The sequence below is a fragment of the Scleromatobacter humisilvae genome (genome assembly GCF_023231945.1).
Lineage (GTDB): Bacteria > Pseudomonadota > Gammaproteobacteria > Burkholderiales > Burkholderiaceae_C > Scleromatobacter > Scleromatobacter humisilvae.
The window spans coordinates 202,188-225,582 of the sequence record NZ_JAJLJH010000008.1 but is presented as its reverse complement, the minus strand read 5'-3'; the positions used below and the strand labels follow the sequence as shown (position 1 = coordinate 225,582).

The 23,395-nt window shown below is 68.9% G+C and carries 24 protein-coding genes; 12 read left to right on the top strand and 12 right to left on the bottom strand.

The annotated features are described in order from the left end of the window. Positions 1 to 54: 54 nt before the first annotated feature. Positions 55 to 1,440 carry a signal recognition particle protein gene (ffh, locus tag LPC04_RS22395; protein ID WP_275684511.1) on the bottom strand — a complete coding sequence of 462 codons (1,386 nt, stop codon included), beginning with the start codon at positions 1,438 to 1,440 and terminating at the stop codon, positions 55 to 57. 52 nt (positions 1,441 to 1,492) lie between these two features. Here ffh and LPC04_RS22390 point away from each other — a divergent pair, with 52 nt between their 5' ends. From LPC04_RS22390 to LPC04_RS22335, 12 genes are all read left to right on the top strand, one after another. Next, a complete protein-coding gene (locus tag LPC04_RS22390; protein WP_275684510.1) occupies positions 1,493 to 2,293 on the top strand; it encodes a cytochrome C assembly family protein in 801 nt (266 codons plus the stop codon). A gap of 2 nt (positions 2,294 to 2,295) precedes the next feature. After that, the gene (locus LPC04_RS22385; protein ID WP_275684509.1) at positions 2,296 to 2,532 is read left to right on the top strand and encodes a PP0621 family protein; all 237 of its coding nucleotides are present in this window, start codon (positions 2,296 to 2,298) and stop codon (positions 2,530 to 2,532) included. Positions 2,533 to 2,561: 29 nt separating this feature from the next. Then, entirely contained in the window at positions 2,562 to 4,397 is a 1,836-nt protein-coding gene (locus LPC04_RS22380; protein ID WP_275684508.1) for an ATP-binding protein, read from the top strand. Between the two features lie 61 nt (positions 4,398 to 4,458). After that, positions 4,459 to 6,000: a sigma-54-dependent transcriptional regulator gene (locus LPC04_RS22375; protein WP_275684507.1), complete on the top strand. Its 1,542-nt coding sequence runs from the start codon at positions 4,459 to 4,461 to the stop codon at positions 5,998 to 6,000. A gap of 1 nt (position 6,001) precedes the next feature. Next, positions 6,002 to 6,583, top strand: coding sequence for a 1,6-anhydro-N-acetylmuramyl-L-alanine amidase AmpD (gene ampD / locus LPC04_RS22370; protein WP_275684506.1), 582 nt, complete (start codon positions 6,002 to 6,004; stop codon positions 6,581 to 6,583). Between the two features lie 506 nt (positions 6,584 to 7,089). Continuing rightward, complete coding sequence (locus tag LPC04_RS22365) at positions 7,090 to 10,008, top strand: ribonucleoside-diphosphate reductase subunit alpha (RefSeq protein ID WP_275684505.1); 2,919 nt, start codon at positions 7,090 to 7,092, stop codon at positions 10,006 to 10,008. Between the two features lie 290 nt (positions 10,009 to 10,298). Next, positions 10,299 to 11,534 (top strand): ribonucleotide-diphosphate reductase subunit beta, encoded by a 1,236-nt coding sequence (locus LPC04_RS22360; protein WP_275684504.1) that lies wholly within the window; start codon positions 10,299 to 10,301, stop codon positions 11,532 to 11,534. 232 nt (positions 11,535 to 11,766) lie between these two features. After that, a complete protein-coding gene (locus LPC04_RS22355) occupies positions 11,767 to 12,264 on the top strand; it encodes a histone H1-like DNA-binding protein (RefSeq protein WP_275684547.1) in 498 nt (165 codons plus the stop codon). Between the two features lie 83 nt (positions 12,265 to 12,347). Beyond that, entirely contained in the window at positions 12,348 to 12,611 is a 264-nt protein-coding gene (locus tag LPC04_RS22350; RefSeq protein WP_275684503.1) for a hypothetical protein, read from the top strand. A 38-nt stretch (positions 12,612 to 12,649) separates the two neighbouring features. Then, entirely contained in the window at positions 12,650 to 12,778 is a 129-nt protein-coding gene (locus LPC04_RS22345; protein WP_275684502.1) for a hypothetical protein, read from the top strand. Positions 12,779 to 12,784: 6 nt separating this feature from the next. Further along, positions 12,785 to 13,162, top strand: coding sequence for a hypothetical protein (locus tag LPC04_RS22340; RefSeq protein WP_275684501.1), 378 nt, complete (start codon positions 12,785 to 12,787; stop codon positions 13,160 to 13,162). A 6-nt stretch (positions 13,163 to 13,168) separates the two neighbouring features. Further along, positions 13,169 to 13,492, top strand: a complete 324-nt coding sequence (locus LPC04_RS22335) for a DUF167 domain-containing protein (RefSeq protein WP_275684500.1) — start codon at positions 13,169 to 13,171, stop codon at positions 13,490 to 13,492. Positions 13,493 to 13,495: 3 nt separating this feature from the next. On the opposite strand, the gene LPC04_RS22330 is transcribed toward LPC04_RS22335, so the two are convergent. The 11 genes from LPC04_RS22330 to LPC04_RS22280 all read right to left on the bottom strand — a co-directional run bounded on the left by LPC04_RS22330 (position 13,496) and on the right by LPC04_RS22280 (position 23,361). After that, positions 13,496 to 14,401 (bottom strand): carbohydrate kinase family protein, encoded by a 906-nt coding sequence (locus tag LPC04_RS22330; protein ID WP_275684499.1) that lies wholly within the window; start codon positions 14,399 to 14,401, stop codon positions 13,496 to 13,498. 33 nt (positions 14,402 to 14,434) lie between these two features. Further along, positions 14,435 to 15,943 carry a DUF3426 domain-containing protein gene (locus tag LPC04_RS22325; protein ID WP_275684498.1) on the bottom strand — a complete coding sequence of 503 codons (1,509 nt, stop codon included), beginning with the start codon at positions 15,941 to 15,943 and terminating at the stop codon, positions 14,435 to 14,437. A 203-nt stretch (positions 15,944 to 16,146) separates the two neighbouring features. After that, positions 16,147 to 17,055 carry a 50S ribosomal protein L11 methyltransferase gene (gene prmA / locus LPC04_RS22320; protein ID WP_275684497.1) on the bottom strand — a complete coding sequence of 303 codons (909 nt, stop codon included), beginning with the start codon at positions 17,053 to 17,055 and terminating at the stop codon, positions 16,147 to 16,149. Further along, entirely contained in the window at positions 17,055 to 18,404 is a 1,350-nt protein-coding gene (accC, locus tag LPC04_RS22315) for an acetyl-CoA carboxylase biotin carboxylase subunit (protein WP_275684496.1), read from the bottom strand. The genes prmA and accC overlap by 1 nt, the downstream gene beginning before the upstream one ends. 13 nt (positions 18,405 to 18,417) lie before the next feature. Beyond that, positions 18,418 to 18,891 (bottom strand): acetyl-CoA carboxylase biotin carboxyl carrier protein, encoded by a 474-nt coding sequence (gene accB, locus LPC04_RS22310; protein ID WP_275684495.1) that lies wholly within the window; start codon positions 18,889 to 18,891, stop codon positions 18,418 to 18,420. Positions 18,892 to 18,959: 68 nt separating this feature from the next. Then, positions 18,960 to 19,403 carry a type II 3-dehydroquinate dehydratase gene (gene aroQ, locus LPC04_RS22305; protein ID WP_275684494.1) on the bottom strand — a complete coding sequence of 148 codons (444 nt, stop codon included), beginning with the start codon at positions 19,401 to 19,403 and terminating at the stop codon, positions 18,960 to 18,962. Between the two features lie 212 nt (positions 19,404 to 19,615). Continuing rightward, on the bottom strand, positions 19,616 to 20,185 hold the full coding sequence (locus LPC04_RS22300) for a TlpA family protein disulfide reductase (RefSeq protein WP_275684493.1): 570 nt from the start codon (positions 20,183 to 20,185) through the stop codon (positions 19,616 to 19,618). Then, positions 20,182 to 20,787, bottom strand: a complete 606-nt coding sequence (locus tag LPC04_RS22295; protein ID WP_275684492.1) for a hypothetical protein — start codon at positions 20,785 to 20,787, stop codon at positions 20,182 to 20,184. Before LPC04_RS22295 ends, LPC04_RS22300 begins: the two co-directional genes overlap by 4 nt. A 40-nt stretch (positions 20,788 to 20,827) precedes the next feature. Continuing rightward, positions 20,828 to 21,583 (bottom strand): transglycosylase domain-containing protein, encoded by a 756-nt coding sequence (locus tag LPC04_RS22290; RefSeq protein WP_275684546.1) that lies wholly within the window; start codon positions 21,581 to 21,583, stop codon positions 20,828 to 20,830. A gap of 8 nt (positions 21,584 to 21,591) precedes the next feature. Beyond that, positions 21,592 to 22,467, bottom strand: a complete 876-nt coding sequence (gene aroE, locus LPC04_RS22285) for a shikimate dehydrogenase (RefSeq protein ID WP_275684491.1) — start codon at positions 22,465 to 22,467, stop codon at positions 21,592 to 21,594. A gap of 3 nt (positions 22,468 to 22,470) precedes the next feature. After that, a complete protein-coding gene (locus LPC04_RS22280) occupies positions 22,471 to 23,361 on the bottom strand; it encodes a TonB family protein (RefSeq protein WP_275684545.1) in 891 nt (296 codons plus the stop codon). Between the last annotated feature and the right edge of the window lie 34 nt (positions 23,362 to 23,395).

Here is a 23,395-nt window from a genome sequence, read left to right as displayed (position 1 = left end):
ACCCGGATTGAACCGAAGGTCGCGCGGGCGTGATGCGCCCGCCGATCGCGACGGTCACATCCTGGGCATTCCGCCGCCGCCCATCATGCCCTTCATGCCTTTCAGGCCGCCCATCTGCTTCATCATCTTCATCAGGCCGCCGCCCTTCATCTTCTTCATCATGTCGCGCATCTGCTCATATTGATTGAGAAGGCGATTGACGTCCTGCACCTGCACGCCGGCGCCCTTGGCGATGCGGAACTTGCGCTTGGCCTTGAGCAGGTCGGGCTTGCGGCGCTCCAGCGGCGTCATCGAGTTGATGATGCCTTCCATGCGGCGCATGTCGCGCTCGGCCTTGTCCATGTCGGGCTTGCCGGCCTTGGCGGTCATCTCGGCGGGTAGGTTGTCCATCAGGCCGGCGAGGCCGCCCATCTTCTTCATCTGGCTCAGCTGCGCGAGGAAGTCGTTCAGGTCGAAGTCGGTGCCCGAGCGCATCTTCTCGGCGAGCTTCTGCGCGGCCTCGACATCGAGCCCCTTGGTGACGCCCTCGACCAGCGCGACGATGTCGCCCATGCCCAGCACGCGGCCGGCGTGGCGGTCGGCGTCGAACACCTCGAGGCCGTCGATCTTCTCGGACACGCCCGCGAACTTGATCGGCGCGCCCGTGACCTGGCGCACCGACAGCGCCGCGCCGCCGCGCGAGTCGCCGTCGAGCTTGGTCAGCACGACGCCGGTCAGCGGCAGCGCTTCCTTGAACGCCTTGGCGGTGTTGATCGCATCCTGGCCCTGCATCGCGTCGACGACGAACAGCGTCTCGACCGGATGCAGCAGCGCGTGCAGGTCCTTGATCTCGGCCATCAGCAGCTCGTCGATCGCGAGGCGGCCGGCGGTGTCGACCAGCAGCACGTCGAAGTAGTGCTTCCTCGCGTAGTCGATGGCGGCGGCGGCGATGTCGTGCGGCTTCTGGTCGGGCGTGGACGGGAACCACTCGGCGCCGGCCTGCTTCGTGACCGTCTTCAGCTGCTCGATGGCAGCGGGGCGGTAGACGTCGCCCGAGACCGTCAGCACCTTCTTCTTGCGCTTCTCGATCAGGTACTTGGCGAGCTTGGCGGTGGTGGTCGTCTTGCCGGCGCCCTGCAGGCCGGCCATCAGGATGACGGCGGGCGGCTGCACGGCGAGGTTGATGTCGGAGACGCCCTCGCCCATGGTCGCGGCGAGTTCCTTCTGCACGATGCTGACGAGCACCTGGCCCGGCGTCAGCGAGGCGACGACCTCCTGGCCCAGCGCCTTGTCCTTGACCCGCGCGATGAAGTCGCGCACGACGGGCAGCGCGACGTCGGCCTCCAGCAGGGCCATGCGCACTTCGCGCAGCATGTCCTGGACGTTGGATTCGGTGATGCGGGCCTGGCCGCGCATCGTCTTGACGAGGCGGGACAGGCGGTCGGTGAGTGCTGAAGCCATGGGTGCGTGGGGCAGCAAGGATGAGCGCGGCGCGCCCCAGTAAACTGCGAGGGTGATTCTAACTTCCGCTCCTATCCACGCGCTGGCCTGGGCCGCCGTCGCGGCCTACGTCCTGTCGGCGTTCTCGCGCCCGCCGTGGGGCACGCGCGCGCAGGTCCTCGCCCTGGTGCTGCACGGGCTGTCCATCGCGGCGTCGTTCGGTCTCGAAGCCGATGCGGGGCAAGGTATCCGCTGGGGCTTCGCGCCGGTGCTGTCGCTCACGGCCTGGCTCGTGCTGACCGTGCACTTCACCGAGTCGCGGCTGGTGCCGATCGCCGGGCTGCGACGCATCTTCGCGGCGATCGGCGCGGCGAGCGTGCTGCTGGCGCTGGCGTTTCCGGGCGACGTGGTGATCGTCTCGTACTCGGTCTACGCGCCGCTGCACTGGACGCTGGGCATCGCCGCCTACGCGCTGTTCGGCGTGGCGGTGGTGCACGCGGCCATGCTCGATCGCGCCGAGAGCCAGATGCGCCAGAAGGGCGGCGCGGGGCTGCTGGGCATGCCGCTGCTGTCGCTGGAGCGGCTCACGTTCCTGTTCGTCGAGGCCGGCTTCGTCGTGCTGACGCTGGCCATCGTCATCGGCCTGCTCACGATGGGGCACTGGCGCTGGGGCGACCACAAGACGGTGCTGTCGCTGGCCAGCTGGGCCACGTTCGCGGCGCTGATCGTGGGGCGCCGCACGCGCGGCTGGCGCGGCCGGCAGGCCACGCGCTGGGTCTACGCCGGGGCGGTGCTGATGCTGCTGGCCTATGTCGGCTCGCGCTTCGTGTTCGAGGTCGTGCTGCAGCGCGCGCCGACCGGGCTGGGTGGCTGATGGTGGGACGCGTTCTGCTGTGGGCGATCGTGGGCTTCGTGGTCTGGTGGCTGCTGCGGCCGCGCCGCAAGGTCGCTGCGCCGCCGCGGGCCGCGGCCGCGAATCCCGTCGCGCCGCCCGAGGCGATGGTCGACTGCGCGGCCTGCGGCCTGCACTTCCCGGCGTCCGAGGCCGTGCGCGACGGCGCGCTCGTCTACTGCTGCACCGCGCATCGCGATGCGGGCCCGCGTGTCGAGTGATCCTGCCGTGAGCGGGACGGAGGCCGTCCATGTGGGGTAGCCGCCAGCGCAGGGAACGTCGCGCCGCGCAGTCGCGCGAAGGCGCCAACGCGGGCCTGCCCGAGGAATCGTGGTTCAGCGCGCTCGAGGGCCAGGCCGACGAGGCCGCCGCGGCCGACGGCAGCCGCTGGAACGCCAACCGTCCGGTGCTGCGGCCGCTGGCCGGCCATGCGCTGCGCCGCATCTTCGGCACCTACGTCGCGGCCCGCGCCGCACTCGGCGTCGCGCTGGTGCTGGCGATCTCGCTGATGGGCGCGCTGACCGCGCGCTACCTCACGCCCCCGCTGATCCTGTGCGCGGCCTACGTCGTGCAGGCCTTCATCTGGTGGCTCACCGACCAGCTGCGCGTCTTCAAGGCGTTGCAGTCGGCGCGCTGGCAGTGGTGGATGACGATCGGCGTCGACCTGCTCGTGTTCGGCGCGATCCACTGGATCGACCCGACCTCCAACCTCAACTTCACCGCGCTGCTCGTGCTGCCCGTGCTGATGGCCGGCATCCTCACGCCGCGGCTGCCGGCGCTGGCGACCGCGGCGGGCGTGGCGCTGATGCTGCTGGCCGCGGCCGGGCGCGTCGCGGGCTCGGTGCCGGACTCCGCGGCGCTGATGTCGCAGGCCGGCCTGAGCGGCATCGGGCTGTTCGTGGTGGCGCTGTTGTCGGGCGAGCTGTCGATGCGGCTCGCGCACGAGGAGCGCACCGCGCGCGACAGCCGCGAGCGCGCGCGCCAGCAGGCCCAGCTGAGCCGCCTCGTCATCGAGGACATGGCCGACGGCGTGCTCGTGATCGACCGCCAGTTGCGCGTGCGCGCCGCCAATCCGTCGGCGCGCCGGCTGCTGGTGGCGCAGGCCGCGCGCTGCCCGTCGCCGCCGTTCTCGCTGCGGCTGCATCCCGGCTGGCTGGTGCTGGCCGACGAGGTCGACCAGGCCTTCGCGCGCGGCAACTGGCCGTCGGCGCCGATGGATCTCAACATCCAGCTGGAGGACGGCTCGCGCCGGGCGCTGCACATCCGCGCGCGCTTCACGCGCAGCCGTTCCGACGGCAACGACACCGCGCCCGCCGACGAGCCGCTGTGCGTGCTGTTCATCGAGGAGCTGCGCGCCGTGCAAGCGCGCCTGCGCCAGGAACGGCTGGCCGCGATGGGCCGCATCTCGGCCGGCGTGGCGCACGAGATCCGCAACCCGCTCGCGGCGATCTCGCAGGCCAACGCACTGCTGGAGGAAGACGAGCTGCGCCCCGACCAGCGGCGCCTGATCCGCATCATGACGGACAACATCGACCGCCTGCGACGCATCGTCGACGACGTCATGGAGGCGGCGCCGGGCTCGCTCGCGCCCTCGCGCACGCTGGACGTGACCGCCGAGATCGCCAGCATCTGCAGCGAATGGGCGCGCACGGTGGGCCTGATCCTCGGCAGCGCGAGCCGGCTCCAGGTGCTGCTGCCGCCGGCGCCGGTGGGCGTGGTCTTCGACTCCGACCACCTGCGCCGCGTGCTGGTCAACCTGCTGGACAACGCGATCCGCCACGCCAGCCCGCGGCCGGGCGGCGTGCGCGTCTCGCTCGAGCCCAGCGAGGACGGCGCGTGGGCGCGGATGTCGGTGGCCAGCGACGGGCCCCCGATCCCGCAGGACGTCGAGCCCTACCTGTTCGAGCCCTTCCATTCCACACGCAGTCGTGGGACAGGCCTCGGGCTGTACATTTGTCGCGAACTCTGCGAGCGTCACGGCGCCCGCATCGATTTCCGGCGCCACGACGAGCGCCATTGCAATGTGTTCGAGGTGATGATGCCGCGTGAGTCGCTGACTTCGGCTGAAGGACGTTTGGTGCTATGAGCGTACGCACGGCCGCTCCGAAGGGAGCTCGCACCGCAGGCCGCAGGCCGGAGGTCTGTCTATGACCGCCACTGCGAGTGCCACTCCAACCGGGACGAGCGCCGTCCAGGCCAGCAGCGTGCTGGTGGTCGACGACGAGCCCGACCTGCTGACTCTCTATGAGTTGACGCTGCTGCGCGAGGGCCTCGAAGTCGAGACGGCCTCGAGCGTCGCGCAGGCGCGCGAGGTGCTGCAGTCGCGCGTGTTCCGCGCGGTGATCAGCGACATGCGCCTGCCCGACGGCACCGGCCTGGACCTGCTGCAGTGGCTGGAAAAGAGCGGGCGGCCCGAGAAGGTGATCGTCGTCACGGCCTACGGCTCGCCCGAGAACGCGGTCACCGCACTGAAGGCCGGCGCGTTCGACTACCTCACCAAGCCGGTCGACCTGCGCCAGTTCCGCGCGGTCGTGGCCTCGGCGATGGGCCGCTCGCGCGCGACGCCGCCGCCCGCCGCCGACGCCGCGCCGGCCGACGGCCGTGGCGATCCGCTGCGCCGGCTGGTCGGCAATTCCGAGGCGATGGCGCAGGTGCGCAGCCTGGTCGAGAAGGTGGCACGCAGCATGGCGCCGGTGCTGGTGCAGGGCGAGTCGGGCACCGGCAAGGAACTCGTCGCGCGCGCGATCCACGACGTCAGCGCACGCGCCGGCCAGCCCTTCGTGGCGGTCAACTGCGGCGCGATTCCGGAGACGCTGCTCGAGTCCGAGTTCTTCGGCGTGCGCAAGGGCGCGTTCACCGGCGCGAACGCCGACCGCGACGGCTTCTTCCAGGCGGCCAACGGCGGCACGCTGTTCCTCGACGAGATCGGCGACCTGCCGTTCGCCATGCAGTCCAAGCTGCTGCGGGCGATCCAGGAACGCGCGGTGCGCGCGGTCGGCGGCACGTCCGAGCAGACCATGAACGTGCGCATCGTCAGCGCCACCCACAAGGACCTGGCCGCCGAGGTGCAGGCCGGCCGCTTCCGGCAGGACCTGTTCTACCGGCTCAACGTGATCGACATCAAGGTGCCGCCGCTGCGCGATCGCCTGGTCGACCTGCCGGCGATCGCCGACGCGCTGCTCGCGCGCCTCGCGCGCGACGTCGGCGTGACGCCCGCGCGCCTGACGCCCGACGCGCGCGCGCTGCTTGCGCGCTACGCCTTCCCGGGCAACGTGCGCGAGCTCGAGAACCTGCTGCACCGCGCGGTCGCGCTGAGCGACGGCGAGGCCATCACCGGCGCCGACCTCGCGCTGCCCGAGGCCTTGCTCGCCGGCGCGTCCGCGGTGCGCGATCCGGAGGCGAGCGCGATCGCCGCGGTCGTCGTCGAGGATGCCGCCGGGCCGACCGTGGCCGAGGCGATGGGCGCGGCGCCGCCGGCCGGCCCCGCGACGCCGGCCGCCGAGGAGCCGGTGCCCGACGACCTCGTGCGCTATCTCGACGAGGTCGAGCGCGTGATCCTCGTGCGCGCGCTCGAACGCCAGAACTTCAATCGCACCGCCGCCGGCGCCAGCCTCGGGCTGTCGCTGCGGCAGATGCGCTACCGGATGGCGCGGCTCGGCATCACCGAGTCCGAGTCGTCCGACCCCTGACATGACCGACGCCTGGGAGGCGGGCTGGTGGCGCGGCGCCACGCGCGTGCCGTCGCCCAACTTCAGCGCGCGGCCGGCCGGCGCGCGCGTCGACACCGTCGTGCTGCATTCGATCAGCCTGCCGCCGGGCGAGTATGGCGGCGACGGCATCCGGCGGCTGTTCACGAACACGCTGGACTGGTCGGCGCATCCTTATTACGAGACGATCCGCGGGCTCGAGGTCTCCGCCCATTTCGTCGTCCGGCGCGACGGCAGCGTGCTGCAGTTCGTCTCCATCGACGAGCGCGCGTGGCATGCCGGGCGTTCGAGCTGGGAGGAGCGCGAGGCGGCCAACGACTGGTCGATCGGCGTCGAGCTCGAGGGTCTCGAAGGCGACACCTTCGAGCCGGCTCAATACGCCGCGCTCGAGAAACTGTTGCCGGCGATCGACGCTGTCCGTGCGATCCGTCACGTCGTCGGGCACGAGCACGTGGCGCCCGGACGCAAGATCGATCCGGGCCCGGGCTTCGATTGGACGGATCTCGCGGCGCGCCTGCAATGGGACGCGCAACGCATCCCCGCCGCCAAGCCGCGACAGGCCTGACGCTGCGCTGCAGCGAGCGCGGATCCATGCGGTCTCGCGGCGCGTGATGCGTGTCCGCGCAAGCATCCATGCGGGTCTGCGCGAGCCGGTCCCGCAACGGCGCGGGTTCGGCGCGAGGCCTGTCCGCGGCCTTGTCATCAAGATTTCGTCAATCGTCCGGTGACACTACGGGTAGTGCCTTAGAGGTTTTTTAACGCTACGTATAGCGTTCACTTGCCCCGGGTGGTAAAGTCATTCATCGGTCTAACCGGTTGTACAAACCTCAATGACTACCTCCGTTGACGCACTCTGCGAGGACGCTGCCGGCACCTGCCGGTGTTCGCCACGATGCAGAGCGCAGTCCTCGGCCGCGCCGAGCGGGTAGTCCCACACCAAACGTCGTCCAGCAAGCTCGCCTCGAGCGAGTCTGGGCGAAGCTTTGTGTGTTGAAAACCGAGGTTGCGCACACGGTACGCACAAGTCATCCACAGGTTTTCGTTTCAGACAATTCAGATAGAGGGGTCGCCATGCAAGGAATCGCATCCGCCATCAACGAGAGCAGCACCGTCGCGCGTGTCGCGCCGACCCAGACGGTCGCCGGCTCCCACAACGCCTACCAGGGCTACCAGATCCTGCGCCGCAACGGCGCGGTCGTCTCGTTCGAGCCGAGCAAGATCGCCGTTGCGCTGATGAAGGCCTTCCTGGCCGTTCACGGCACGCAGGGCGCGGCCTCGGCCAGCGTCCGCGAGACCGTCGACGGCCTGACCGAGAGCGTCGTGCGCGCGCTGCTGCGTTCGCGGCCGGCGGGCGGCACCTTCCACATCGAGGACATCCAGGACCAGGTCGAGCTCGGCCTGATGCGCGGGAGCCATCATGAAGTGGCGCGCGCCTACGTGCTGTATCGCGAGCGCCGCGCGCAGGATCGCGTCAAGGCCGGCGTGTCCGAAGTCAAGGTCGCCGAGCCCGAGCTGTTCGTCACCGAGAACGGCGAGCGCGTGCCGCTGGACGTGGCCCACCTGCACTCGCTGATCGTCGCGGCCTGCGCCAACCTCGGCCCGGACGTCACCGCCGAGCCGGTGTTCGCCGAGACGCGCCGCAACCTGTACGACGGCGTGCCGATGGACGAGGTCTACAAGGCCGCGATCCTGGCCTCGCGCACGCTGATCGAGAAGGAGCCCGGCTACACGCGCGCCACCGCGCGCCTGCTGATGCACACGATCCGCCGCGAGATCCTGAAGGAAGAAGTCTCGCAGGAGCAGATGGGCGAGCGCTACGCCGAGTACTTCCCCAAGTTCATCAAGCGCGGCGTCAAGGCCGAGCTGCTGGACGAGAAGCTGCAGCAGTTCGACCTCGCCAAGCTGGGCGCCGCGCTCGACGCGTCGCGCGACATGCAGTTCGACTATCTCGGCCTGCAGACGCTCTACGACCGCTACTTCCTGCACGACAACGACGAGCGCATCGAGCTGCCGCAGGCGTTCTTCATGCGCGTGGCCATGGGCCTGTCGCTGGGCGAGATCGACCGCGAGGCCCGCGCGATCGAGTTCTACAACGTGCTGTCGACGTTCGACTTCATGTCCAGCACGCCCACGCTGTTCAACGCCGGCACGCGCCGCTCGCAGTTGTCCAGCTGCTACCTGACGACCGTCGCCGACGATCTCGACGGCATCTACGAGGCGCTGAAGGAGAACGCGCTGCTGTCGAAGTTCGCCGGCGGCCTGGGCAACGACTGGACCAACGTCCGCGCGCTCGGCTCCTATATCAAGGGCACCAACGGCAAGAGCCAGGGCGTCGTGCCCTTCCTCAAGGTGGTCAACGACACGGCGGTCGCCGTCAACCAGGGCGGCAAGCGCAAGGGCGCGGTCTGCGCGTACCTCGAGACGTGGCACCTGGACATCGAGGAGTTCCTCGAGCTGCGCAAGAACACCGGCGACGACCGCCGCCGCACGCACGACATGAACACGGCGAACTGGATCCCCGACCTGTTCATGCGCCGCGTGATGGAAGGCGGCGACTGGACGCTGTTCTCGCCGTCCACCTGCCCCGACCTGCACGACCTGGTGGGCCTCGAGTTCGAAGCCGCCTACACCGCCTACGAGGCCAAGGCCGACCGCGGCGAGCTGAAGCTGTTCAAGCGCATCCCGGCCAAGGACCTGTGGCGCCGCATGCTGTCGATGCTGTTCGAGACCGGCCATCCCTGGATCACGTTCAAGGACGCCTGCAACGTGCGCTCGCCGCAGCAGCACGTGGGCGTGGTGCACTCCTCCAACCTGTGCACCGAGATCACGCTCAACACCAGCGAGACGGAGATCGCCGTCTGCAACCTCGGCTCGGTCAACCTCGCGCAGCACCTGGTCGCCACGGCCGACGGCACGATGGTGATCGACCACTCGAAGCTGCAGAAGACCGTGCGCACCGCGATGCGCATGCTCGACAACGTGATCGACATCAATTACTACGCGGTCAAGAAGGCGCGCGACTCCAACCTGCGCCATCGCCCGGTCGGCCTCGGCATCATGGGCTTCCAGGATTGCCTGTACCAGCTGCGCACGCCGTACGCGAGCCAGGCTGCCGTCGAATTTGCCGATCGCTCGATGGAAGCGGTGTGCTACTACGCGTACTCCGCGTCGACCGAGCTCGCGGCCGAACGTGGCCGCTACTCGTCGTTCAAGGGTTCGCTGTGGGACAAGGGCATCCTGCCGATCGACTCGATCGACCTGCTGGCCAAGCACCGCGGCGGCTACGTCGAAGTGGATCGCTCGACGACGCTGGACTGGGACGCGCTGCGCGCCAAGATCGCCCAGCACGGCATGCGCAACTCCAACTGCGTGGCCATCGCGCCGACCGCGACGATCTCCAACATCATCGGCGTGGACGCGTCGATCGAGCCGGCCTTCGGCAACCTGTCGGTCAAGTCCAACCTGTCGGGCGAGTTCACGGTGGTCAACGAGTACCTGGTGCGCGACCTGAAGCGCCTGGGCCTGTGGGACTCCGTGATGCTGATGGACCTCAAGCACTACAACGGCTCGCTGCGCGCGGTCGACCGCGTGCCCGAGGAACTGAAGGCGCTGTACGCGACGGCGTTCGAGGTCGACGCGACGTGGCTGGTCGAAGCCGGCGCGCGCCGCCAGAAGTGGATCGACCAGGCGCAGTCGCTCAACATCTACCTGTCGGGCGCGTCGGGCAAGAAGCTCGACGAGACCTACAAGCTGGCGTGGCTGCGCGGCCTGAAGACGACGTACTACCTGCGCACGATGGGCGCGACGCACGCCGAGAAGAGCACGGTCGACCGCAAGCAGCTCAACTCGGTGTCGTCCGGTTCGACGTCCGGCGGCCTGTCCGCGATGGACGTCGCCGCGGCCCAGGCACAAGCCATGCTCAGTGAAACACCGGCCACCGACATCAAGTTCTGCGGCGTCGACGACCCGACCTGCGAGGCCTGCCAATAAGGCTTCGCGACAACGAGTCCATCGCGCGCCGCGGCACGCGATGGACCTCGAGCCGCAACGCACACACGACTCATGCGATACCTCACTCACGTACCTGCACGCGCTCGCGATTCGAGCGCGCCGCGGATGCGTGACGAGGGCGATCGCGATCACGCGAAATGCTGCGAAGCACATGAGTCGAACGACGCTTCTTCGATGCGAAGCCGCAACAACGAGAGCGGCTCGCTGTCAATAAGTGCTTGGTGTTTCAACACAACACTCCGATAATTCAGAGCATAGGAAGCACACACATGCTGGTCTGGGAAGACGACCTCCGGTCTCCACAAAGTTCTCTGCCGACGACGTCCACCGCGTTCAACAACGATGGACGGATGGCCTCTCCGTCGCTTCGCGATGTGCAGTCCGCGCCGGTGCTCACGCAAGCCGTCGACTCTCGCGCCGTGCCGCACTCCGAGCCGCAAGTCTCGCCCGCGATCTCCATCGCCGCGACGCACGCGACGAAGTCCGCGCGTCGCGTCACGGCCGCCGAGAAGCGCATCATCAACGGCCAGACCGACGTCAACCAGCTGGTGCCGTTCAAGTACAAGTGGGCGTGGGAGAAGTACCTCGCCACGTGCGCGAACCACTGGATGCCGCAAGAGGTCAACATGTCGCGCGACATCGCGCTTTGGAAGGACCCGAACGGTCTGACCGAAGACGAGCGCCGCATCATCAAGCGCAACCTCGGCTTCTTCGTGACGGCCGATTCGCTGGCCGCCAACAACATCGTCCTCGGCACGTACCGCCACATCACTGCCCCCGAGTGCCGCCAGTTCCTGCTGCGCCAGGCCTTCGAGGAAGCGATCCACACGCACGCGTACCAGTACATCGTCGAGTCGCTCGGTCTCGACGAGAGCGAGATCTTCAACGCGTACAACGAAGTCGCCTCGATCCGTGACAAGGACCAGTTCCTGATCCCGTTCATCGAAGCGATCATGGATCCGAACTTCCACACTGGCACGCCGGAGAACGACCAGACGCTGCTGCGCAGCCTGATCGTGTTCGCGTGCCTGATGGAAGGCATGTTCTTCTACGTCGGCTTCACGCAGATCCTGTCGCTGGGCCGCCAGAACAAGATGACCGGCGCCGCCGAGCAGTACCAGTACATCCTGCGCGACGAGTCGATGCACTGCAACTTCGGCATCGACCTGATCAACCAGGTCAAGCTCGAGAATCCGCACCTGTGGACGGCCGAGTTCAAGAACGAGATCAAGGGCCTGTTCATGAAGGCCGTCGAGCTCGAATACCGCTACGCGGAAGACACGATGCCGCGCGGCGTGCTCGGTCTCAACGCGTCGATGTTCAAGGGCTACCTGCGCTACATCGCCAATCGGCGTGCACAGCAGATCGGCCTGGAGGCGCTCTTCCCGAACGAGGAAAACCCGTTCCCGTGGATGAGCGAAATGATCGACCTGAAGAAGGAACGCAACTTTTTTGAAACCCGCGTCATCGAGTACCAATCCGGTGGCGCACTGTCCTGGGACTGACCGTTCCGTGGCCCGCATTCGGCGGGCGCGATCGGTTTCAAGGGCGTTGTAGAGAGATCAAGATCCGCGGAGCCAGAAGAATCGCCGTCAGATGCGATTCGCTGGCACTGCAACCCAGTTCATCGTCATGCAAACCACCTGCTGCCTCGTGCGGTGGGCAAGGCAAGCGGGCGATGAATGCCGCACCGGTTTTTGGGGCGGCGTTTCATGCAACTTGATCAAGGAGATTGAAATGGCAACTGCGAAGAAACCGGTCGCGAAGAAGGCGGCTCCGGCAAAGAAGGCTCCGGCCAAGAAGGCGGCTCCGGCGAAGAAGGCTGCGGCCAAGAAGGCTCCGGCCAAGAAGGCGGCGCCGGCGAAGAAGGCCGCTCCGGCCAAGAAGGCTGTCGCCAAGAAGGCTCCGGCCAAGAAGGCGGCACCGGCGAAGAAGGCCGCGGCCAAGAAGCCGGCTGCGAAGAAGCCGGTCGCCAAGAAGGCCGCTGCGAAGAAGGCGCCTGCGAAGAAGGCCGCCGCCAAGAAGGCGCCTGCGAAGAAGGCTGCGCCTGCGAAGAAGGCCGCCGCCAAGGCGCCTGCGAAGAAGGCTGCTGCCAAGGCGCCTGCGAAGAAGGCCGCTGCGAAAAAGGCGGCGCCCGCGGCGCCCGCTGCGCCTGCTCCGGCTCCTGCGCCGGCTGCGAAGACCGCTCTGAGCCCGGCAGCCGCCTGGCCGTTCCCCACGGGCAACAAGCCCTAAGGACAGCGTTCTCGCTTGACTGGAAGCCCGGCCTCGGCCGGGCTTTTTCTTGGTTGACGCAATCCGAACATCGCGAAAAGCGCATGACCGATCAAGTACTCGACGACATCTTCCATGCGGGGCTGAGGCATCTTCTTGCAGACGATCCGTTGTCCGGGTGGAGTGGCCTGCCGGAAATCGTGGGCTTGGCGAGCGACAATATCCGCGGCTACGAGGCGGCGTGGGCCATTGTTGGCGCGCGGCTCTTTCTGGTTGCATTCAGCGGGATATCGAGTGACCAAGCCGATGTGGACATCGAGCACTTGTTTCCCGGAGCGGATTCGCCGGCCCCACCCTGCAGTCCCTGAACGCCGCAGGTATTCGGCGCGTCGGAGACCTCGTACAAATGCTGGAAGCCGACCTCATCAAGGCCTCGATCCTGGACGTCGATGCCGTCATTGCCGTTCGAGAAGCGCTGGCCTGTCGTGGATTCGCGCTCGGTTCGAGGCTGTCCGGTTGGCCGTCGAAAGGGTGAATCGACATGGAACTGTTGTTGCTCGTTGCCGCAGGCATTGTCGTGTTCGTCGGGCTCAAAGCCGCGCGCAGCCGCACGTATCCTCACAGGTTGATGGATCTGGAGCAGGCCCTGAGGCTACACGCGACCGCGAGACGGCAGAGCGACCCCGAAGGAGCCGCAGAGTTGATGCAACTCGCCGACGACTTGGCGCACGCGCAGAGACTTGTCAACGGTGGCGACATGGCTCTGCGCGCCGAATGGCGCCGGCTGCGGCCCCAGTTGCTGCATCTGACGGGCGAGGCCGCTCTGCAGCGCGTCGACCTGTTCTATTCGGACAGAAAGAACTCGATCCAGCAGGCCGTCTACGACCTGGTCAAGCGCATCGATGCCAGGACGAACTGAGCGCCCATGCCGGCAAAGACGGAGTCCTCCTGCCTGTCCGTCCACGGCAACGGCGTGCTGCTCCAACTGAGCGTCGTGCCCAACGCCAGGCGCACCGAAGTCGACCGCCTGCACGACGGCGCGTTGCGCGTGCGGCTCGCGGCGCCGCCCATCGACGGCCGCGCGAACGAGGCGCTGATCGCGTGGCTCGCCAGGTCGTTGGGCGTTGCCAAGCGCGATGTCGAAGTGCTGCGCGGCGAGTCGAGCCGACGCAAGCAGGTGGCGATCGCCGTGTCGCACGACGTCGCCGCGGCCTGGCTCAGCGCGGTACTGAGCGACGCCGGCAACTAGGCCTCAGACGCCCAGCGCCGCCTTGTCGACCGGGTGGTTCTGCCCGCCGCGATACGCGATCTTCACGGCACCGATCCTGTTGCCCAGCCTGACGCAATCGATCAACGGCCAGCCGAGTTCCAGCCCATACAGCAGCGCGCCGCGGAAGGCATCGCCGCAGCCGGTCGGGTCGATCACCTCGGTCGCGGCCACGCCCGGCACGTGCGTGCGCACGCCTTGCTCCCACACCTCGCAGCCCTGGTCGCCGAGCGTCACGATCACGCCCTTCAGGTGCGAGGTCGACAGCTCCGCCAGGCTCAGGCCGGTGCGGTCGCTGAGCATCTTGGCCTCGTAGTCGTTGACTGTGACCCACGTCGCCTGCGCGATGAACGCGCGCAGGTCGTCGCCGTCGAACATCGGCAGGCCCTGGCCCGGGTCGAACACGAACGGAATCTTCGCAGCGGCCAGGTCGCCGGCGCGGCGGATCATCGCGTCGCGGCCGTCGGGGCCGATGATGGCCAGCTTGATGTCGCCGCGCGCGGGCAGGCCCGCCTCGTGCGCCTGCATCATCGCGCCCGGGTGGAACGCGGTGATCTGGTTGTTGGCGGCGTCGGTGATGATGATGGCCTGCGCCGTGTAGTTGTCGGCCGCGACGTAGACGCTGTCGCTCGAGACGCCCAGCTTCTTGAGGTGATCGAGGTAGCTCGCGCCGTCGTTGCCGAGCGCGGCCAGCACCACCGGCTCGCCGCCCAGCAGCTTGAGCGTGTAGGCGATGTTGCCGGCGCAGCCGCCGAACTCGCGCCGCAGCGTCGGCACCAGGAACGACACGTTCAGGATATGCAACTGCTCGGGCAGGATCTGGTCGGCGAACTTGCCCGGAAAGACGGTGATCGTGTCGAACGCGAGTGAACCGCAGACGAGGCTGGCCATGGGATGCTTTCGAAAGTCCGGTAAAGGACGAGGTCAGGGATAGAACAGGTCGGCCTGGAAGCCGCTGGCCGGCAGCGTGCCGACCTGCAGCCGCGCGTGCACGTGCAGCTCGCCCTCGGCCGGCAGCGACGCCTGGTGGATGCCGATCTGCTCCGGCGTGAGCACCTTGCGCGCGACGATCTCGCCGTTCAGGTCCATGAACGTGACGTCGAACGACGGCACGCGCACTTCGTGGTCGGCGCGGTTGTGCAGGTCGGCGGAGAACAGCAGCACGTGTTCGGTGTCGGTGCGCGTCAGCGAGCTGCCGTCCAGCGCCAGGCTCGCGATCGCGCGCGGCGCCTCGATGCGGCACTCGGCCTGCTCGCACAGCCAGTCCCACGCGGGGCGCGTGACGGGCCAGCGCGCGGCGAGCGTGTCGCGCATCGGCCAGGCCACCTGGCCGGCCGCGGCGACGATCAGCAGCAGCAAGGCAACGCTCAGCGCCGCGCGCACCCACGGCCGGCGCCAGCGCGCGCCGCTGCGGGCCTCGCGCAGGAAGCGCGGATCCTTGGTCTTGTCGACGAGCGCGACCTCGGTCGACGCGGACGCCGGCTCGGCGGCGCGCCTCTTCGTGCGCTTGGGCGGCCACTCGCCGGCGTCCTCCGGCAGCATGGACGCGAGCGTCGGCGGGCCGGCGCGCGCCTCGTCATCGTCGACCGGCCGGCTGAGCGGCACCGCGTCCTCGGGAACGGGCGCGACCTCGGGTGACGCGGCGGGCGCCGGCTCGGAGATCGGCTCGGGCGCCAGGGCTTGCGGCGCCGGGGCGGCGAACTCGGAGGCCAGCTCCGCGGCGCTCGGCGCGGGCGACGGCTCGGGGATGGGCGTGACGAGCGGCGTCTGTGCGCGCGCAGGCTCGGGCGCGGGCTCGAGCGCGGGCAGGGCGTCGAGCTCGACCGGCGCGGTCGGCGCGAAGGCGGCGGGGATGGGCGTCGGTGCCGGCGCCTGCCCGCGCGCGGCGGCCTCCTCCGCGAGACGTGCCGCGAAGCGCGGCGCGATCGTGCCGCGCGTGGCCACCGGCTGGATCGGCGTGGGCGCCGGCGGCGGCAACGGCGCGGGTGGTGGAGGAGGCGGCGGCTGCATCGGCCGCGCCGCGGGCGTGAAGCCGGTGTAGCCGGGGCGGATGGGCGGCGGCGCCGGCGGGAAGCCGGAGCTGCCGAAGGCCGACGGCGTGGCCGGCACGGTGCGTGGTGCGGCGGGCGGGACGGTCGCCGACGGCCGCGCGGGAATCGCGATCGGAGACGGCGGCGTCGAGACCGGCGCCGGGATGGGCGCGTTCGCGCGCTGCTCGGCGAAGACGCGCGTCGGCGGCGGCGCGGCCGGCGGGCGTGCGGCGGCGCGGCGGGCCGCGATGGCGGGATCGCTGTCGAGATCGAACAGCGCCTCGATGCCGTGGAAGACCTCGTGGCACTGGCCGCAGCGCACCCAGCCTTCCGAGACCTTGAGCTGGTCCTGCACGACACGGAAGATCGTGCCGCAGGCGGGGCAGCGGGTGGCGAGGCTCATGCCTCAATCATACGATGCGACGAGGGAGATTCCGGGCTGGAAGAACCATGACGCGATACCCCATGGGGTACCAAGTCGTCACGTGCCGTAACGACACGTCAGGCCGGCTCTGCCGGGGTTGCACGATGCCCGCCTGCGGCGGTCGCCGTTCAACCCGGCTTGCGCCCCGGGGCTGCACGATGCCCGCCTGCGGCGGTCGCCGTTCAACCCGGCTTGCGCCCCGTCATCAGGATCCAGCCATCGACCGTGTTGCTCACCTCGAGCGCGATCCACGGCGCGTACGCGGCCTTGAGCTCGTCGGCCTGGCGATCGAGGATGCCGGCCAGCACGAGATGCCCGCCCTGTGCGACGTGGCCGCACAGCAGCGGGGCCAGCATCTTCAGCGGCGTGGCGAGGATGTTGGCCAGCACCAGCGGGTACTCGCCCGACGCCATGTCCGGCGCGCCGGAGCGCAGCGTCACGCCGTTGTCGGCCGCGTTCTGGGCCGTCGTGGCGATCGCGGCCGGGTCGATGTCGACCGCGTCGATCGGCGCGCCGCCATGCAGCGCGGCACCGATCGCGAGGATGCCCGAGCCGCAGCCGTAATCGAGCACGCGGCGGCCGCGGATGTCGGCCTCGTGCGCGGCGATCCAGCCCAGGCACATGCGCGTGGTCGGATGCGTGCCGGTGCCGAAGGCCATCCCCGGGTCGAGGCGGATCAGGCGCGTCGCGGCCGCGGGCGGCTCGTGCCAGGTCGGCACGATCCAGAACGTCGGCGTGATCTCCACCGGGTCGAACTGCGATTGCGTCAGGCGCACCCAGTCCTGCTCCGCGACCTCGTGCAGTGCGGTCATGCTGACGCTGGCGCCGGGCTGCGTGGCCCAGTCCTGCGCGAGCAGCAGCGTCGCCGCCTCGCTCGCGGCGGCCTCGGACTCGAACAGCGCCTTCAGGGTCGAGCGCTGCCAACCGGCGCTGGGCGCGGGCATGCCGGGCTCGCCGAACAGCGCCTTCTCGGCGTCGGTGTCGGCGTCGGAGTCCTCCACCGAGACCGACAGCGCGTCGAGCTCTTCCATCAACGCATCGGAGACCGACTCGACCAGCGACTCGGGCGCCTGCAGCACCAGCTCGAACATTAGCGCTGGTGCTGGGCCAGCCAGCCTTCGAGATAGTGGATGCTGGTGCCGCCCTCGATGAACTTGGCGTCCACCATCAGCTCGCGGTGCAGCGGGATGTTGGTCTGGATGCCTTCGACCACCGTCTCGGACAGCGCCACGCGCATGCGCGCGAGCGCCTGGTCGCGCGTGTCGCCGTGCACGATGATCTTGCCGATCATCGAGTCGTAGTTCGGCGGCACGTAGTAGTTCGTGTAGATGTGCGAGTCGACGCGCACGCCCGGGCCGCCCGGCGGATGCCACATCGTGATGCGACCCGGCGACGGCGTGAACTTGTACGGATCCTCGGCGTTGATGCGGCACTCGATCGAGTGGCCGCGCATCTGGATCTGGCGCTGCGTGAACGGCAGCGCCTCGTTTGCCGCGACCTTGATCTGCATCTGCACGATGTCGATGCCCGTCACCAGCTCGGTGACCGGGTGCTCCACCTGCACGCGCGTGTTCATCTCGATGAAGTAGAACTCGCCGTTCTCGTAGAGGAACTCGAAGGTGCCGGCGCCACGGTAGCCGATGCGCTTGCAGGCGGCGGCGCAGCGCTCGCCGATCTTCTCGATCACGCGGCGCGGGATGCCCGGCGCCGGCGCTTCCTCGAGGATCTTCTGGTGGCGGCGCTGCATCGAGCAGTCGCGCTCGCCCAGCCACACCGCGTTCTTGTGCTGGTCGGCCAGGATCTGGATCTCGATGTGCCTCGGATGCTCGAGGAACTTCTCCATGTAGACGTTCGGATTGTTGAACGCCGCGCCGGCCTCGCTGCGGGTCATCTGCACCGCGTTGACGAGCGCCGCCTCGGTGTGCACGACGCGCATGCCGCGCCCGCCGCCACCGCCCGCCGCCTTGATGATCACCGGGTAGCCGACCGCGCGCGCGATGCGAATCAGTTCCTTCGGATCGTCGGGCAGCACGCCTTCGGAGCCCGGCACGCAGGGCACGCCGGCCTTGATCATCGCCTGCTTGGCCGACACCTTGTCGCCCATGATGCGGATCGACTCGGGCGTCGGACCGATGAACGTGAAGCCGCTCTTCTCGACGCGCTCGGCGAAGTCCGCGTTCTCGGACAGGAAGCCGTAGCCCGGATGGATCGCCTCGGCGTCGGTCACCTCGGCCGTCGAGATGATCGCCGGCATGTTGAGGTAGCTCTGCAGCGAGGACGCCGGGCCGATGCACACGGCCTCGTCGGCGAGCTTGACGTACTTGGCGTCGCGGTCGGCCTCGGAGTAGACGACGACGGACTGGATGCCCATCTCGCGACAGGCTCGCTGAATCCGGAGGGCGATTTCCCCCCGATTCGCGATCAGGATCTTCTTGAACATGGCGCTGGTCCGCTTATTCGATGATGAACAGCGGTTGACCGAACTCGACGGCCTGGCCGTTCTCGACCAGGATCTTGCTGACCGTGCCGGACATGTCGGCCTCGATCTCGTTCATGATCTTCATCGCCTCGACGATGCAGATCGGATCGCCTTCCTTGATGGCCGCGCCGACTTCCGCGAACGGCTTGGAGCCCGGGCTGGCCGAGCGGTAGAACGTGCCCACCATCGGCGACTTGACGACGTGGCCGGTCGGCGCGGCGACGGGCTCGGCCGCCGGGGCGGCGGCGGGCGCGGCCTCGCCGGCGGGCGCGGCTTGCTGCTGCGGCGCCATCATCATCTGGCCCGCGGGCTGCATCATCATCGTCGTCGGGACGCCGTAGCCGGCCTTGACGATGCGGACCTTGCCTTCGGCTTCGGTAATTTCGAGTTCGGAGATGTTGGACTCCGAAACGAGGTCGACCAAGGTCTTGAGCTTGCGCATGTCCATGATGGAACGGTCTCCTGGATAGAAAGGCTTGTTGGCGGCGCGGGTGGCGCCGGGCCGAATGGGCTGAGCTAGCTGCGTGCGGGTGCGCGCGCCAGGGCGAACTTCAGCGCCAGGGAATAGCCCTGGGCGCCGAGCCCGCAGATCACGCCTTCGGCGAGGTCGGAAAAATAGGAATGGTGCCGGAACGGCTCGCGGCGATGGATGTTCGACAAGTGGACCTCGACGAACGGGATGGACACCGCCGCGAAGGCGTCGCGCAGCGCCACGCTGGTGTGCGTGAAGCCGCCGGGATTGATCACGATGAAGTCCGTGCCGTCCGTTCGCGCCGCGTGGACGCGGTCGATCAGTACGCCTTCATGGTTGCTCTGCAAGGTCTGCAGGCTGGATCCGGCTTCTTTCGCGATCTGCGTCAACTCGCGGTCAATGTCCGGCAACGTGGCGCTTCCATACACCGCCGGCTCGCGAGTTCCGAGCAGGTTCAGGTTGGGGCCGTGAAGCACGAGGACGTTCATGCGGTGCGCAGGGCGGCGTAAGAGCCGGACGTGTCAATTCGAAAGAAGCGAACTTTACGCTTTGTTGAGTACTGTTCACGCCACTAAGCGAGAATTTACCCTAAAAAGAGTGCTTGACAACTCTTGTCGCGATTGGCAACGCGGATGAGCGCAGATCGACGCTCCGGGACACTGCAGCGGGGCAACCGGCGCGCCGGATGCTGCGAGTTCGATCAGGAAGGGTGCACCCAGTCGGCCAGTTCGGCCGCGTTGGTCGCGCCGAACTTGTGCTGGGCGAGTTGCTGCGAGCGATCGAACACGGCCGTGAATGGCAGGGCGACATTGGGATCATTGCTGAGGCGCCTCGCCCAGGCAAGTCCCGCATACCCGAGGATGGAGATCGGATAAGAGACGGGATGCGCCGCGAGGAACTTGTCGATGGCCGGCTGCTCATCGATCGCCAGGCCGATCACCAGCGCGTTCCTGCCCGCCTCGGAACGCGCGAAACCGTCGATGTCGGGCATCTCGCGCACGCACGGCGGGCACCAGGGCGCCCAGAAATTGAGCACGACGAAGCGGCCGCCGATGTCGGCGTTGCTCAGCGTGCGGCCGTCGGTCGTGTGGATGGGCGACGGAATCGGCGTCAGCGGCGGGAGCGCGATGCCCGCCGCGGAGGCGGCGGCCGCGGTGGTGTCGCCCATCTCGACCGGCGCCTGGCGGTGGCGCATCCAGGCGCCGAAGCCGAGCGCCGCGGTGCCGAGCCCCAGGCCCGCGACCCATTCGCGGCGTGTCAATGCACTCATGCGCGTTCTTCTTCCAGCAGTCGTTGCAGCGCGGTGGCGTCGCCGCGCCAGGTGTGGCCGCGGGCATCGGGCTTGAGCGCGCCGCGCAGGTCGTCCAGGTCGAGCACGTTCAGGTGGATCGTGATCCAGTCGTCCAGCGCGGCACTGCGCTCGGCCAGCACCAGCGTCAGCGAGTGCTCGCCGCGGCCGAGGGGCTCGCTGACGGTCTCGTACTCGACGCCCTTGTTCAGCAGCGCGATCTCCGGCGCCTTGGTGTCGTCGCAATACAGGTCGATGCGGACGATGGACTGCCGCGTCGCCGTCCCGCGCCAGACCGCCCCGCCCACGTAGGGCCGGAATTCGGCCAGCCGCAGCATCCAGCGCAGCGCCGCCTCGCGCAGCGCGCGCAGTTCGACGGGCTGCGTATCGGCGCAGAAGATCGCGATGTGGGCGCGGACTTCGTCCTCGATGGCCTCGTTGCTGGGCGCATCGCGCAGGCGCCGACCGCCGTCGCCGTGTTCCTGCAGCGCCTTGCGGCGGGCGCTGGCGTAGTCCAGGCCGTCCTCGACGATCATCCGGGCGGCGGCCTGGGCGACTTCCTGTTGTTCTCGATCCAGTTCCATGGCGATGTCAGCGGCCCGTCGCGGGCCAGTCAACTCGCGACTATGGCAGGTCCACGCCGCCCATGCGGGCAACGATGGTGGCCGACCGCCCCAGCACATACGGCGACGCCGGCGACCTCTCGAACTTCTTGGGTGCCGGCAGCATCACCGCCAGCCGTGCCGCCTGCGCGGGTCCGAGCGTCGCCGCGCTGGTGCGGAAGTAGTGCTCGGACGCGGCCTGCGCGCCGAACACGCCCTCGCCCCACTCGACGCTGTTCAGGTAGGTCGTGAGGATGCGCTGCTTGCCCAGCACGATCTCGAGCATGTAGGTGATGACCAGCTCCTGGCCCTTGCGCAGGATGTTGCGCTCGCCCGAGAGGAACAGGTTCTTGGCGAGCTGCTGCGAGATCGTCGAGCCGCCGACGACCTTGGGCGTGACCACGCGCGGCTTGCCATCGGCGCCGCGCCGCGTCGACGTGCGACTCTGCTGCGCCTCGACCCGCGCCTCGGCCTTCTCGTTCTTGTTCCAGGCCTTCTCGACCGCACCCCACTCGACGCCGTGGTGATCGACGAAGCCGGCGTCCTCGCTCGCGATGACGGCGCGGCGCAGGTTGTCGGAGATGCGGTTGCCCGGCACGCTTTCCTGTGCCCACGGCAGCTGGTGCTTCTCGACGGCGATGCGCCAGATCTCGCTGCGCTGGAACGACGTCGACTCGGGCGCGACGACGAGCATCAGCGCGATGCGCAGCAGGAAGAACAGCTGCAGCGCCAGCACCGCGACGGCCAGCATGCCGAACAGCCGGCCGACGCCGCGCACACCGGCGTTCAAGCGGAGGCTCCGGCCTTCGCGGCCTGGGCGTCGACCTCGCGGCGCAGCTCGGTGAGCACCTGGAACGTGCTCGGGCGCACGCCCATCCAGACGAAGTAGGCCTCGGCGGCCTGCTCGACCAGCATGCCCAGGCCGTCGCGCGCGACCGCGCCTTGCGCGCGCGCCCAGCGCAGGAAGGGCAGGGCGGCGGCGCCGTACATCATGTCCAGCGCCAGCGCGCCGGGCTTGAGCGTGCCGGCCGGCAGCGGCGGCACTGTCGCCTGCAGGCTGGCGGCGGTGGCGTTGATCAGCACGTCGAAGCCGGCGCCGGGGGTCTCGAGCGCGGCGGCTGACAGCGGTACGTCGAGCCGCGCGGCACTGGCGGCGAAGCGTTCGACCAGCGCCTGCCCCTTGGCGAGCGTGCGGTTGGCGACGACCAGCGCCGCCGGCCGCGTGGCCAGCAGCGGATCGAGCGCACCGGCCGCGGCGCCGCCGGCGCCCAGCACCAGCACGCGCCTGCCGCGCAACCCGACGCCGGCGTTGAGTTCGATATCGCGCACCAGGCCGGCGCCGTCGGTGTTGTCGCCGAGCCAGCCCTCGCCGTCGAACACGATCGTGTTGACGGCCTGCGCGCGGCGCGCGCGCTCGCTCAGGCGCGCGCAGGCCGCGAAGGCCTCGCCCTTGAACGGCACGGTGACGTTGCAGCCGCGTGCGCCGGCGTCGGCGAACGCGCGCAGCGTGGCGACGAAGCCGTCCAGCGGCGCTTCGATGCGCGTGTAGTCCACCGCGTGGCCGGACGCCGCGGCAAAGCGCGCATGGATCTGCGGCGAGCGGCTGTGCGAGACGGGATTGCCGACGACGGCGAGACGGACGGGGTTCGCGGCGGCGCTCAAGAATCAGCCTCCGTTGTTGGTCATCGTGGCCTGCATGCCCTCGGCCTTCGTGAAGCGGAAGCGCGAGGTCACGACGATCTGGTCGGCCTTCTGCTTCATGTCGTCGCTGAAGTTGCCGAACGGCGCCGCCGCATTGGCGATGGCCAGCGCGCGCTGGTCGAGGAAGCGCGAGCTGGAGCTATGGATGATCTCGGACTCGACGATGCGTCCGCGCGCGTCGATCGTGAGGTTGACCGTCAGCTCGCCGTACAGCTTGTGGCCGTTGAGCGTCGGGAAGTTGGCGGTGCCCTTGTCCTCGATCCGGTGGCGCAGCTTGTCGTAGTAGATCGCGTAGACCTCTTCGCGCGTGGCCGGGCTGATGTAGCGGCGGCGCGGACGCGCGTTCTCCTCGTTGATCCGCTTCTCGATCACCGCGAGCAGCCGCAGCTTCTGCTGGCGCAGCTCCTCGGTCTGGCGCTCGGACTGGGTCATCGAGGTCTTGCGCGGATCGGGCACCGGCATCGCGGCGATGTCGCGCCGGATCTGCGACAGCAGCTGCTGCTGTTCCTGCTGCTGCTGCTGGATCGCCTTGGAGGAGTCCGATTGGTCGTCGCCGACCAGCTCGCTCGGCGACGGCGGCAGCGGCGACGTGGCGATGCCGACCTCGGCCTCGCCGCCACCGGCGAGGTTGGCCTGCGCGATGGCCTGCGCCTTGGTCGGCGCCTCGGTCGAGCGCGCGTTGACGAGGACGACCTCCAGCGGCGTGTCCTGGAACACGCGGTTGAAGTCCTCCGGATCGACGAAGCGCACGCCCAGCACCGCGGCATGCAGCGACACGGAGATCGCCAGCGCCAGCTGCATCACGCTCGGCCGCCAGGCGCGGAGACGGACCGACAACGGTTCCTGCGCGAACATCTCGCGCGGCTTCGGAGGCTTGAAGTTCTTGTCC